This is a genomic window from Microbacterium sp. G2-16M (assembly GCF_055809115.1).
In genome coordinates this window covers 3032623-3044852 of sequence record NZ_CM147897.1, presented here as the reverse complement: position 1 = coordinate 3044852, position 12230 = coordinate 3032623, and the positions used below count along the sequence as shown (strand labels likewise).

Genomic DNA, 12230 nt, shown 5'->3' with positions numbered 1-12230 from the left:
TCGGACGTCGGGTGTCTGATCACTCGCGCCGTTCGGGCCGGCGAAAGTAACGAATGGGTAAACACTACTCCGAGGCGGCTGGAAATGCCATGTACACGCGGCGGATGCGATCACCGCGCGTCGATCGCATTCTGCAGGGCCGCGAACAGGTCGGGGCCGGCCGCGATGATGAGGTCTTTGCCCGGGCGCCCGCCGGGCACTCCGCCGACTCGTCCGCCGGCCTCTTCGACGATCAGGGCGCCGGCGGCGTGGTCCCACGGATTCAGGCCGCGTTCGAAGTAGCCGTCCAGACGGCCCGCCGCGACGTAGGCGAGGTCGAGCGCCGCCGAGCCGATGCGACGGATGTCGCGGGCCAGCGGCATCACGCGCGCCAGTCGGGCGAGATCGCCGGCGTGGGTGGCCGGGTCGTACCCGAACCCGGTGGCCAGGAGGGCACCGGCGGCACCAGGATGCTCGTTCACCCTGAGCGGCTCCGTCCGGTCATCGTCGCGGTCGCCCACGTGCACGAACGCTCCGCCGCCACGGACCGCGGTGAACAGCTCGCCGGTGGGCGGCCCGAACACGGCACCGGCGATCGCCTGCCACGTGGCCGGGTCGGGGACGCCTTCGATCGCGGCGATGCTCACCGCGTATGCCGGGACGCCGTAGGCGTAGTTGACGGTGCCGTCGATCGGATCGACCACCCAGGTGATGCCCGAGCTGCCCGGCTCGGCGCCGGACTCCTCGCCGAGGAAGCCGTCCGCGGGTCGTTCGGCCGCAAGCCGGGACCGGATCAGCGCCTCGACCTCGCGATCCGCCGCGGTGACGATGTCGGCGACCGCCGACTTGGTCGCGGCGATCTGGACGCCCTCTGCCCGACGGCGCCGTGCGAGCGCGCCCGCCTCACGGGCGATGTCGGCGGCGAGCCGGACGAGGTCGTCGGGGTCGGAGAGCGGTGCGGTCACGGTCAGTCCTGCCGCGGCGCCTGCGGCGGGACCGGCGGCGGAGGCGGGAACCCCTGATAACCGGGCTCCTGCGGCGTGCCGGGCTGCGGCGTGCCGGGTTGAGGAGCGGGCTGCGGCGATGGCGTGCCGGGCTGCGGCGACGGCTGCGGCGCGGGCCAGGTCGGGTCGACCCCGGTCGCCGGCGCGCCGGTCGGGGCGGGCCAGTCCGGCGATGCGGCCCAGTCCGGCGAGGCGGCCGGTTCGGGCCACGCACCCGTCCGCTCCGGCGCGATCGCGGGGGTCTGCTCCGGCGCCGTCCAGGCCGGTCCGGTCAGGGCGGACGAGGCCGCGTCGGGCGTGGGAACGCTCGGGTGCCCGGTGTAGTAGGCGTTCCAGTCCGGCAGGCCGTCGGCGAGGACGGGCAGCGGCGTCAGACCGTCGGCGTAGGTGGGCCAGCCGACGGGCGCTCCGGCGTGCGTGCGCCGGGGGGCGAACAGCGCATTCACCAGCGGCACCAGAGCCGTCCCCACCGCGGCGAGGATGGCGATCGCGACCGCCAGCCGCCAGTAGATGTCGCGGAAGTGCACCCATTCCTTCAGCATGAGCGGGGCGACCAGCATGATCGCCAGCAGCCCGACCAGCACGATCGTGGTCCACGCGACGATGGTCGTGAACGTCGTGCGATGCCGATCCCATGCCTTCACGAACAGGCGCACGTGCAGCACTGCCAGCTGCAGGATGAGCACGATCAGCAGGAAGGACATGAAGCGTCCGGCACCGCCGCCGAACGAGTCCTCGAGCAGGCCGCGGAACGGCAGCCAGATCATGATCGCGCCGATCAGCAGCGTCACGATCCACACGGCCATGCTGGTCAGCGTGAACCAGACCGGGCGGCGCGGCGCGAGGTAGGTGTCCATCAGAGCGACGCCGGCGAAGGCCACCATCAGCAGGATGGTCAGGAAGGCACGCGGCACGATCCCGCCCGCCGTGCCGACCAGCACCATGACGACGCAGACGATGGCGGCGGCGATGAGGGCGCCGATCGCGACCCAGATCGCCGCGCGCAGGAGCGTGGAGTTCGACGTTTCCGCTTGCTGAGGCGTCGCACCGGGCACAGTCATGGATGTCCTCTCGTCGGCGGGCGGCGCCCGCATCCCCATCCTGACATGCACCGCCTGTTCGCGGGAGCGCGAAGCGGCGGCCGTGGATGGATGGCGCGGCCGGCCGCACCACGGCGCGTCGAGGCCCGATCGGGTCGCCGTCATTTGCGATGAGTCGGCTATGGATACGGCGAGGATGCCGCAATCTTGGCGTGGTCTCAGAATGCCGGCTCGACCATGGGGACATGACATTCCTGGCGAGTCCGTCGAGGGCCGGTCGCGCGACATCCGACGGCGCGCCCCGGCGATCGCATCTGCGGCGATGGCACACGGCCGCCGTCGCCGTGATCTGGCTCACGAGCCTGTTCGTCGTCGCCCTGTGGGTCGCGGGCTCGGGCGTGCAGGCGCTGTCGGCGTTCGATGCCGAGACGCTCACCACCATCGGCCGCCTGACGGGCCTGATCTCGGCGAACCTCCTGCTGTATCAGGTGCTGCTGATGGCACGGGTCCCGCTCTTCGAGAGGGGATTCGGGCGCGACGCGATCATCCGCCTGCACCGACTGGTCGGGTTCTGGTCGTTCTGGCTGCTCGTGGCGCACATCGTGTTCGTCCTCGCCGGCTATGCCGTCGCCGCGGGCATGAACCCGCTCGCGCAGCTGTGGCAGTTCGTCTGGGCGTACCCGGGGATGCTGCTGGCGACGGCCGGGACCGTGCTGCTGGTCATGATCGTGGTGACCTCGATCCGCCGGTCCCGGCGTCGGCTGCGGTACGAGTCGTGGCATCTGCTGCACCTGTACGGCTACCTCGGCGTCGGCCTGGCGATCCCGCACATGCTGTGGACCGGGGCCGACTTCACCGCGAACCCCGGCGCGACCGTCTACTGGTGGACGCTATGGGCCCTGGCTGCAGCATCCGTCCTCGTCTTCCGGATCGGCGTGCCGATGTGGCGTTCGGACCGCCACGACATCCGGGTCGTCGACGTCACCCCGGACGGCCGCCGCGGCGTCGTGGTGCGGATGCGCGGACGCGGCCTGGCCCGGCTGCGGGCCGAAGCCGGGCAGTACTTCGTCTGGCGCTTCCTGGACGGACCCGGCTGGACGGCCGGGCACCCGTTCTCGCTCGCGGCCGCGCCCGACGGCAGCGAACTCGTCATCGCCGCACGCCTGGCCGGCGACGGGTCGCAGCGCCTCACCCAACTGCGGCCGGGGACGCGGGTGCTGGTCGAGGGCCCGTACGGGCACATGACGGGACAGCAGCGGACCGCACGCAAGCTCCTGATGCTCGCCGCCGGGGCCGGCGTCGCACCCCTGGTCGCGCTCCTCGAGTCCGAGCCGTACGCGCCGGGCGATGCGGTGCTCGTGACTCGCGACCGGAACGACATGGATCGGATGCGGACGACGGAGATCGACAATCTGGCGGTCAGCCGCGGCGTGCGGCACCTGAGTCTGAACGGCTCGCGGGGCGAAAGCGCATCGTGGTTCCCGGCGACCCACGCGGCCTGGACCGGGAGCGACCTCATCCGTCATATCGCGCCGGATCTCGACGCGTACGACGTGTTCGTATGCGGCCCCGCCGGCTGGATGTCGGCTGTCCGCGACGACCTGCGTCGGGCCGGTGTGCGGGATGACCGCATCCACAGCGAAGCCTTCTCGGTGTGATGACAGGAGTGGACATGAAGAAGATCATCTACGGAACCCTCGCCACGGTCAGCGGACTGGTCCTCCTGTTCAGCTATCGGACCTCGCTGGGCGCGGACCTGGTTCCGGTCCCCACGGCGAGCACGACAGGGACCACGAGCGGCGCGACCACAGGCGGCGCAGGCAGCGGCGGCTCGGACAGCTCCAGCAGCACGGGAACGGACACACCCGGCAGCACGGGTACTGGCTCGACCGCATCCGGAACGCTGAAGAACGGCAGCTACACCGGCGACGCCGCCCAGACGCAGTACGGTCCCGTGCAGGTGCAGGTCACCGTCTCGGGCGGAAAGCTGACCGCCGTAGACGTGCCCGAATTTCCGACCGAGAGCCCTCGCGACGCGCAGATCAACGGCTATGCGGTGCCGCAGCTCGTCTCCGAGACGCTGTCGGCGCAGAACGCGCGGATCGACATGATCTCGGGGGCGACATTCACCTCGGACGGCTATCTGCAGTCGCTGCAGTCGGCGCTCGACCAGGCGGCGCGATGAGTGCGTGCAAACCGCGGAGGGCCTGGGTCGAACAGCTGATGGGCACTGCGGTCAGCATCCATGTCATCGGCGAGTCCGACGACGAGACCGCGGCCGCGGTGGCCGGATGCGTCGCCGAGCTGCGCGACATCGAGTCCGTGTTCTCACCGTTCCGGCGCGACTCCGACATCAGTCGCATCCGACGGGGCGAGCTCCGTCTCGAGAACGCCGATCCGCGCGTCGCACATGTGGAGGCGCGCTGCGTCGCTGCCGCCGCGCACACCGGCGGCCTGTTCGACGCCTGGTGGCGAGGCTGGTTCGACCCGACCGGCTTCGTGAAGGGATGGGCCGTGGATGTGGGCGCCGCGCGGCACCTCGCACCCCTGACCGCGCACCCCCAACTCGACGCGGTCGGCATCGGGGCCGGCGGCGACCTGCGCCTGTTCACCGCGCCGAGCGCCGACTGGATCTGGCGGATCGGGATCGCCGACCCCGATCACCCGGGCGGCGTGCTCGCGACCGTGGAGGTGCGCGACGGGGCGGTCGCGACATCCGGGACCGCCGAGCGGGGGGCGCACATCATCGACCCGCGCTCCGGTGAGCCGGCGACCGCCGTCCGCAGCGCGACCGTCCTGGCCGACGATCTGACGACGGCGGATGTGTGGGCCACCGCCGCGGTGGTGGCGGGCGATCTGCGGTGGATCACTCAGGCACCGACCACGGCCGGGATGCTCGTTGCGGGCGACGGGTCCACCCGGCGCTGGGTCGGTGGTGTCGAGGTAGCCGTGGTCGCAGGATCTCCACTCATGCCGACGGCAGCGTGAGCAGGAACACCGTTCCGGCCGGCGACGTCGCCTCGATCCGGATGCTTCCGCCGTAGCGGGCCGCAGCCTCGCGCACGAGGGCGAGACCGAGGCCGAAGCCCCGACGGCGGCCTGACTCGGCCGACCGTGCGAATCGCTCGAAGATCCGGGCTGCGTCCGGTGGGTCGATGCCCGGACCGGCGTCGGCGACGCGGATCTGGACCGTGTCGCCGGCCGCGGCCGCCGCCAGCGTGACCTCGGACCCTCCCGGCGCGTGCGCGATGGCGTTGTCGACGAGTGCCACGCACAGGCGCGTCAGCGTGACCGCCGGCATCCGGACCGCGAGAGCGGCGCCGGCATCGGTGCGGAGGGTGACGCCGTTCTCCTCGGCCAGGGGCGACATCGTCCGCGTCGTATCGTGCAGGCAGGCCGCGACATCCGCCCGCCCGTCTGCGGCTGTGCCCCCTTCGGCCGCCAGTAGCATGTCGGTGAGCACGTCGTCGAGCATGGCGGCGTCGCGACGCAGTTCGGTCACAGTGGCCTCGATCGGCTGCCCCCGGCCGAGCCGACGCTGCACGATCTGGATGCGCCCGGTGAGGGCGGTCAGCGGCGTGCGCAGCTCGTGGCTCGCATCCGACACGAAACCGCGCTGCAGCCGGAGCGCCTGGGACAGCGGCGCGACCGCCCACCGTGCGGCGAGCCAGGCCACGACGCCCAGCACGAGGATGCCGACGATCCCGAGCGCGACGACCCAGGGCAGGACCCTGTCCACATCCACGACGACGTGATCGTTGTCGGCCGGCGCGCCACCGTGCGGGTGCTCCGGGCGCCCGGTGGACACGATGACGATCACGAGGATCGTCACGCCCACGGCGATCGCGACGGCGGATGCCGCTCCCACCAGCATCCCGACCCGCAGCGCGGAACGCTGAACCCGCCGACGGTCGGCCTCCAGGCTCATGACGGCGCACCGGCTCGGTACCCGCGACCGCGCACCGTCTCGATGACCTCGGGAGCGGTCTTGCGGCGGATGTAGTGCACATAGGTGTCCACCGAGCTCAACGCGTCATCGGATGCGAACACGGTGTGCATGAGCTCGTCGCGAGAGAAGACGTGGTCGGGGCTCTCGGTCAGAACCGTCAGCATCCGCGTCTCGGTGGTCGTCAAGGCGACCCTCTCGCCGAACGGGCCGTAGACGAGAGAGGACTCGGGCACGAAGTTCCACTCGGCGATCGCACGACGACGGCCCTCGGCGCGGTGACCTCGGATCAGCGCGCGCAGCCGCGCCAGCAACTCGTCGAAGTCGAACGGCTTCACGAGATAGTCGTTGGCACCGGCATCCAGTCCGTCGACCCGGTCGACCACGGCGCCGAGCGCCGTCAGCATGAGCACGGGAGTCGTGATCTTCGCCGTCCGGATCGCATCCACGAGCGCGGTGCCGCTCATGCCGGGCAGCCGCCGGTCGATCACGAACACGTCGAACCGTTCGTTCAGCGCCTGGCGCAGCGCATCGCGGCCGTCGCCGACGTGCTCGACGTCATACACCTCGGACAGGACGGCCACGGTCATGTCGGCGATCGTGCGGTCGTCCTCGACATACAGCACCCGCGGCCGAGCGGTGTCGTGTCCCCGTGTCACCCGCGCCCTCTTCCCACCGGTCTCGCCTTCCGCGATTCAAGCAGACCGCGGGAGTGAGGGCCAGCGTCATTCAGCCCGCGTGCGGTCCCGCGTCGTACGTGAACACGAGTCGGGCGGGGACGGTACCGTGCAGCACCTCTGCCATGGCCTCGTTCACGTCGCCCAGTTTCCGCTCCGCGGCGATCACCTTTGTGCGACCGGCCGCATGGAGGGCGAACACCTCGGCGAGATCCTGACGGGTGCCCACGATCGAGCCGATGATCGAGATGCCCTTCAGCACGGTGTCGAAGATCGGGATCGTCAGGGTGCCGGCGGCCGGGAGTGAGACGAGCACCAACCGACCGCCTCGGTTCAACGACCGGAACGCCTGGTCGAAGACCGTGGGGGCCACGGCCAGGACGATGGCCACGTCGGCACCGCCGAGCTGCAGGATGGCGTCGACCGGATCGACCTCGGATGCATTGATCGCGTGGTCCGCGCCAAGGTCCAGGGCCAGGTCGAGCTTCTCCTGTGTCACATCGACCGCCAGAACCTGAGCCCCGACGAGTCGTGCGTACTGCACCGCCAGGTGTCCGAGGCCGCCGACGCCGAAGACCACCACCCGTTCGGCGGGGACCACGCACGCTGCTTTCACCGCGGCGTAGGTCGTGACGCCAGCGCACGTGAGCGGCGCCGCATCCAGAGGAGGGATCCCGTCCGGCACGGGGGTGGCGAAGCGCGCATCGGCGAGGGCGTACTCTGCGTAGCCGCCGTCGACCGAGTAGCCGGTGTTGTACTGCCGCTCGCAGAGGTTCTCGCGACCATCGATGCAGTATCGGCACTCGCCGCAGGCGTGACCGAGCCACGGCAGGGCGACGCGCTGACCGATCGTTCGCGAGGTGACACCGTCTCCGAGCCGTTCGACGACCCCGACGCCCTCGTGTCCGGGGACGAAGGGCAGATCGGGCTTGACCGGCCAGTCGCCGTGCACAGCATGGATGTCCGTGTGGCACAGTCCGCACGCCTCGATACGCACGAGCACCTGGCCCGGGCCAGGCGACGGAATCTGACGCTCTTCGATGGTGAGCGGCTCGGTGAAGCTGGTGGCGACGGCTGCATGCATGACGGGCTCCTTGTCTCGGTGTCTTCCACTCTGTGGCGGAGGGGCGGTCGGCTCGAGGACGAAGGTCCCGTGGACTGCGGAGCGTCGACCCGGGCTCATCGCGATCGAGAGCACCACTCCGCGCGGGACCTTCGTCCCTCTCCCCCGCGTGTGCTTGCGTCAACGTCATCCCATGGCAGTTGAAGAGGTACCCGCCGCGGGCGGCGCGGAGTGACCGAGCGTATCGTCACGCTGACGATGAACCCCGCGCTCGACATATCGACGTCCGTCCCACGCGTGGTGCCTGAGCACAAGCTCCGGTGCGATTCCGCACGCTCCGACCCCGGCGGGGGCGGTGTGAACATCTCGCGGGCGATCCGGAATCTGGGCGGAAGCTCGTACGCCATCTACCCCCTCGGCGGTGCCACCGGTGAGGACTATCGTCGGCTGGCATCGGCGGAGGGCCTGACCGGACAAGTCGTGCCGATCGCCGGTGACACCCGTGAGAGCTTCACCGTCGCCGAGGTGTCCACGGGTCGCGAGTACAGATTCGTTCTGCCGGGGCCGCATCTGAGCGAAGCCGAGTGGTCGGACTGTCTTTCGGCCACCGTGGATCATCTGCCGCACGGCGGGCTCGTCGTCGCCAGCGGCAGTCTTCCGCCCGGTGTCCCCGAGGACTTCTACGGGATGCTCGCCCGCCACGCAGCAGACGAGGATGTCCGGCTGGTCGTCGATGCGTCCGGTCCACCCCTCGTCCATGCTTTGGCGGAGGGAGTCTTCCTCATCAAGCCCAGCCGGGACGAGTTCGCCCAGTTGGTCGGCGGCGGGCATGACATGACCACCGCGGATCAGGTCGATGCGGCGACCGACTTGATCCGCGCGGGCAGGGCCGACATGATCGCCCTGACGCTTGGTGCTGCCGGTGCGCTTCTCATCTCCGTGACGGGGGTCCTCCGCCTTCCCACTCCGAGGGTCGCCGTGACAAGCACGGTCGGTGCCGGCGATGCGTTCCTGGCCGGCCTCGTGCTTCGAATCTCGCAAGGGCGACCGCCCGCCGAGGCGTTCCGCACAGCCGTCGCCGCGGGAAGCGCCACGGCAACGATGCTGGGCACCGGACTGTGTCTGCCGGCCGATGTCGCCCGGCTGGAGCGCTCCCTGACCGCGTGATCGCCCAGGCTGGCGTCGCCGGATCACCGTGGCAGCGGTGCCCTCCACTCGAGGCGGGTGCCGCCCGCGGCTCGTGGACGCAGCGAGAATTCGCCGCCCCGACTCTCGGCACGATCCCGCAGGTTCGCGGTGCCACCGGTCAGGGTCGCGTCCGATCCGACACCGTCCCCGTCGTCTTCGATGGTGACGATGATGGCCACCTCGCTCACCGACACGTCGACTGCGGTGTTCTGCGCCCGTGCGTGTCGCGCGATGTTCGCCAGTCCTTCGCGAACGACGGCGATCACGTCGTCGGCGACAGCCCCGGTGAGCGTCAGATCGATGGCGCCGGTGAAGGTGACGCTCGGAGACCCCCCGAGCGCAGGAGTCAGTTCACCGATCACATCGAGAATGCGATTGCGGGTGAGGCCCGCTCCCCCGGCTGCGGGTCTCGCGCGGAGGGTGAAGATCGCCGTTCGGATCTCAGCGATCGCCGCATCGAGTTCGGCGACGTGCGCATCGAGCCGTGCTGCGGCGGCGGGCTCGGCGGATGCCAGCGCTTGAAGGCCGAGTCCTGTGGCGAACAGACGTTGGATGACGTGATCGTGCAGGTCCCGGGCGATGCGACTGCGCTCGTCGATGACCTCGAGCTGCTGTCGGTCTCGGCGCGCCCACGCAAGCGAGAGAGCGATTCCCGCTTGGTTCGCGAACTCCTCGATGGTGTCGAGTTCGGTACGTGTGAACGGTCTGCCCGGATCGTCGCGCGAGACGCACAGGGCACCGATCGGACGCCCGCCGGCATTGAGCGGAACGGCAGCGCTCGGACCGAGCACGGCCCCTCGATCGCCGCGTATCCGATGCTCCGTGTCCTGATCTGCGAACGCCCCGGTCACGACCTCACCCGACTCGACCGCTCGTGCGCCGAGAGCCGAGGCGGCGGGGATGAGGATGCCGGTGAGCCCGGCCGCTCTGGCTCCCTGCGCCGAAGCGATACGCCAGTCATCGACGTCGACAGGGACCACGATGGTCACCAACTCGGTGGCCACCACCCCGGTGAGCCGCTCGGTGACCAGTGCGAGAACGTCTTCGGTGCCGGGATCCAGGAGTGCCGCGCTGATCTCCGACAGGGCCTTGCTCAGCCTCTCGTGACGCCGAGCCTCCTCATACAGCCGCGCGTTCTCGATGGCCACCCCGGCCGCAGCGGCGAGAGACTCGATGAGCGCCTCGTCTTCGTCGGAGAACGCCCCGTCCACCTGGTCGGTGAGATAGAGGTTGCCGAACACGGTGTCGCGCACGCGGACGGGGACGGCGAGGAATGAATCCATCGGCGGATGGCCCTCCGGGAACCCCACGGATCGAGGGTCGTCGACGATATGGGCCAGTCGGAGGTTCTGCCCTTCGTGGAAGACGATGCCCAGCAGCCCACGCCACTCCGGCAGATGGCCGACCGCTGCCACCTGCTCGTCGTCCATCCCGACGTGGATGAAGCGTTCCAGTGAGCCGTCCTGGTCCCTGACGCCGATGGCCCCGTATCGCGCCCGGGCCAGGTCCACTGCGGCCTTGACGATGCGGATGAGCACCTGCTCGATGTCGAGAGGCTCGGTCACGACGCGCGTCGCCGTGAGAAGCTGCCGCAGCCGTCCCTGGGTATCGAGGACGCGCTGCGCACGGGCGATCAGCTCCCGGATAGTCGTCTCGAGCTCACCCCGGGGGAGGTCGGGGGTCGGCAGGCCCTCTTCAGCCATGAGATGCACCTTCGATGCCCTCATCCTCGCATCTCTCCTGGGCGGATGATCCACTCGATTCCACGACGTCAGAGGGACGCCCAGCCGCCGTCGACGGGGAGGATCGCACCAGAGACATCGGAAGCGTCGTCGCTGAGCAGCCAGGCGATGGCTGCCGCGATCGCCTCGGGCTGTGCCACGGGCGGCACCGTTGTCTGGAAGATCGGTCCGAGGCGTTCCTGAGCGAAGGCCGACCGGAACGGCGCGTCGATGTTCGTCGCCACCGGGCCGGGCGCCACTGCGTTGCAGCGGATGCCCTTGGCCGTGTAGAAGAACGCCGTACTCAGCGTGAATCCGTTCACCGCATGCTTGGAGACGGTGTACGGGGTGCCCGCGGCGGACCCGCGCTGGCCGGCCTCGGAACCGACGTTGACGATCGACCCCCGACCGTGTTCGATCATCAGGAGGAGCACGGCCCGTGTCATCCGCATCATCCCCGTGACGTTCACCGAGATGACTCGTTCCCACGTCTCGTCCGCGATCTCGGCGGTCGGTTCGAATCCGTCCATGATGCCGGCGACGTTCGCGAGGCCGTCCACACGCGGGCGGGCCAGCGCCATCACGCGGTCGACCGTGAGCTGGCTGGCGAGGTCCCCGTCAATGGTGGAGACGCTCTCTCCGAGTTCGGCCTCCAGCGCCCGGAGCCGCTCGCGGGAGATGTCGACGCCGATGACGCGGGCTCCTTCGGCTGCGAGTCGGACGGCGGTGGCGCGGCCGATGCCGGAACCGGCACCCGTCACGATGATGGTGTGATCCTGGAAGCGGTTGTCGGCCATGCTGATTCCCTTCATAGCTGCGGTGCCCGGTCGGATGCTGTCAGCCAACTGCGGTCGATGCTCCGCGACCGGGCCGAAAGTCCCTTCCTCTTCTGTCCCGGTCGGATAGATTCGGCGCATGGTCTCCTGCCGGTGAACTGCGCGGGTGTGATGCGATCGGGGGTGGCGGCATGGTCACGATCTTCCTTGTCGACGACCACGAAGTCGTGCGTCGCGGAATCGCCGGGGTCTTGGAGACCCAGCCCGACTTCACGATCGTCGGTGAGGCGGGTACGGTTCGGGACGCGTCCGCACGGATCGCCGCCACCCTTCCCGACCTCGCCATTCTGGACGTGCGACTCCCGGATGGAAGCGGAATCGACCTCTGCCGCCATGTCCGGCAGGAGCATCCGGACGTGCGCTGCCTGATCCTGACCGCGTTCGACGACGACGACGCCGTGATGGCCGCTGTCTTGGCGGATGCCGCCGGCTACCTGCTCAAGTCGGTGCGCACCGTCGATCTCGTCAACTCGGTGCGCACCGTCGTCACCGGCGGCAAGCTGCTGCATCCGGCGGCGAGGATGCAGGCGACGCGGGTACTGCGAACCGCGTCGGCCGAGGATCCTCGGTTCGGATCGCTGAGCCTACGTGAACGACAGATCCTCAGCCTGATCGCGGATGCCCTCACGAACCGGCAGATCGGCGAACGTCTCGGACTGGCGGAGAAGACCGTTAAGAATTACGTGTCGACGATGCTCAGCAAGCTGGGGTTGGATCATCGCACTCAAGCGGCCGTGTTCGAGATCGAGCGCACGGGAGGCCCGCTATAGCCGCCC

General features: G+C 69.8%; 12 protein-coding genes. 5 read left to right on the top strand and 7 right to left on the bottom strand.

What is annotated here, in order from left to right; all coding sequences use genetic code 11:
- Positions 1-110 precede the first annotated feature (110 nt).
- Together AC0L6F_RS14355 and AC0L6F_RS14350 are read right to left on the bottom strand one after the other, a co-directional pair.
- Positions 111-944, bottom strand: coding sequence for an inositol monophosphatase family protein (locus AC0L6F_RS14355; RefSeq protein WP_259611381.1), 834 nt, complete (start codon positions 942-944; stop codon positions 111-113).
- 2 nt (positions 945-946) lie between these two features.
- Positions 947-2044, bottom strand: a complete 1098-nt coding sequence (locus AC0L6F_RS14350) for a hypothetical protein (RefSeq protein ID WP_274637253.1) — start codon at positions 2042-2044, stop codon at positions 947-949.
- A 224-nt stretch (positions 2045-2268) separates the two neighbouring features.
- On the opposite strand from AC0L6F_RS14350, the gene AC0L6F_RS14345 reads away from it, so the two are divergent.
- The 3 genes from AC0L6F_RS14345 to AC0L6F_RS14335 are packed head-to-tail and all read left to right on the top strand — an operon-like array spanning position 2269 to position 5011.
- Positions 2269-3681 carry a ferredoxin reductase family protein gene (locus tag AC0L6F_RS14345; protein ID WP_473538395.1) on the top strand — a complete coding sequence of 471 codons (1413 nt, stop codon included), beginning with the start codon at positions 2269-2271 and terminating at the stop codon, positions 3679-3681.
- A gap of 14 nt (positions 3682-3695) precedes the next feature.
- On the top strand, positions 3696-4208 hold the full coding sequence (locus AC0L6F_RS14340; RefSeq protein WP_274637251.1) for an FMN-binding protein: 513 nt from the start codon (positions 3696-3698) through the stop codon (positions 4206-4208).
- A gap of 38 nt (positions 4209-4246) precedes the next feature.
- Positions 4247-5011 (top strand): FAD:protein FMN transferase, encoded by a 765-nt coding sequence (locus AC0L6F_RS14335; RefSeq protein ID WP_259611378.1) that lies wholly within the window; start codon positions 4247-4249, stop codon positions 5009-5011.
- Here the strand turns inward: AC0L6F_RS14335 and AC0L6F_RS14330 are convergent.
- From AC0L6F_RS14330 to AC0L6F_RS14320, 3 genes are all read right to left on the bottom strand, one after another.
- Entirely contained in the window at positions 4992-5951 is a 960-nt protein-coding gene (locus AC0L6F_RS14330; protein WP_274637250.1) for a sensor histidine kinase, read from the bottom strand. The two genes, AC0L6F_RS14335 and AC0L6F_RS14330, sit on opposite strands and share 20 nt — an antisense overlap.
- On the bottom strand, positions 5948-6628 hold the full coding sequence (locus AC0L6F_RS14325; protein WP_259611377.1) for a response regulator transcription factor: 681 nt from the start codon (positions 6626-6628) through the stop codon (positions 5948-5950). The genes AC0L6F_RS14330 and AC0L6F_RS14325 overlap by 4 nt, the downstream gene beginning before the upstream one ends.
- A 70-nt stretch (positions 6629-6698) precedes the next feature.
- Entirely contained in the window at positions 6699-7730 is a 1032-nt protein-coding gene (locus tag AC0L6F_RS14320) for a zinc-dependent alcohol dehydrogenase (RefSeq protein WP_259611376.1), read from the bottom strand.
- 210 nt (positions 7731-7940) lie between these two features.
- Here AC0L6F_RS14320 and AC0L6F_RS14315 point away from each other — a divergent pair, with 210 nt between their 5' ends.
- Entirely contained in the window at positions 7941-8876 is a 936-nt protein-coding gene (locus AC0L6F_RS14315) for a 1-phosphofructokinase family hexose kinase (protein WP_259611375.1), read from the top strand.
- Positions 8877-8899: 23 nt separating this feature from the next.
- Here AC0L6F_RS14315 and AC0L6F_RS14310 read toward each other — a convergent pair whose 3' ends face one another.
- Positions 8900-10600 carry a sensor histidine kinase gene (locus AC0L6F_RS14310; RefSeq protein WP_473538394.1) on the bottom strand — a complete coding sequence of 567 codons (1701 nt, stop codon included), beginning with the start codon at positions 10598-10600 and terminating at the stop codon, positions 8900-8902.
- Positions 10601-10668: 68 nt separating this feature from the next.
- Positions 10669-11535: an SDR family NAD(P)-dependent oxidoreductase gene (locus AC0L6F_RS14305; RefSeq protein ID WP_473538393.1), complete on the bottom strand. Its 867-nt coding sequence runs from the start codon at positions 11533-11535 to the stop codon at positions 10669-10671.
- Positions 11536-11585: 50 nt separating this feature from the next.
- On the opposite strand from AC0L6F_RS14305, the gene AC0L6F_RS14300 reads away from it, so the two are divergent.
- Positions 11586-12224: a response regulator gene (locus AC0L6F_RS14300; protein WP_259611372.1), complete on the top strand. Its 639-nt coding sequence runs from the start codon at positions 11586-11588 to the stop codon at positions 12222-12224.
- The last annotated feature ends 6 nt before the right edge of the window (positions 12225-12230 follow it).

Coding starts and splice junctions, on each gene's coding strand:
- AC0L6F_RS14350 (WP_274637253.1), bottom strand. CDS start 2,044: ATGACTGTGCCCGGTGCGACGCCTCAGCAAGCGGAAACGTCGAACTCC.
- AC0L6F_RS14345 (WP_473538395.1), top strand. CDS start 2,269: ATGACATTCCTGGCGAGTCCGTCGAGGGCCGGTCGCGCGACATCCGAC.
- AC0L6F_RS14340 (WP_274637251.1), top strand. CDS start 3,696: ATGAAGAAGATCATCTACGGAACCCTCGCCACGGTCAGCGGACTGGTC.
- AC0L6F_RS14335 (WP_259611378.1), top strand. CDS start 4,247: ATGGGCACTGCGGTCAGCATCCATGTCATCGGCGAGTCCGACGACGAG.
- AC0L6F_RS14330 (WP_274637250.1), bottom strand. CDS start 5,951: ATGAGCCTGGAGGCCGACCGTCGGCGGGTTCAGCGTTCCGCGCTGCGG.
- AC0L6F_RS14320 (WP_259611376.1), bottom strand. CDS start 7,730: ATGCATGCAGCCGTCGCCACCAGCTTCACCGAGCCGCTCACCATCGAA.
- AC0L6F_RS14310 (WP_473538394.1), bottom strand. CDS start 10,600: ATGGCTGAAGAGGGCCTGCCGACCCCCGACCTCCCCCGGGGTGAGCTC.
- AC0L6F_RS14305 (WP_473538393.1), bottom strand. CDS start 11,535: ATGCGCCGAATCTATCCGACCGGGACAGAAGAGGAAGGGACTTTCGGC.
- AC0L6F_RS14300 (WP_259611372.1), top strand. CDS start 11,586: ATGGTCACGATCTTCCTTGTCGACGACCACGAAGTCGTGCGTCGCGGA.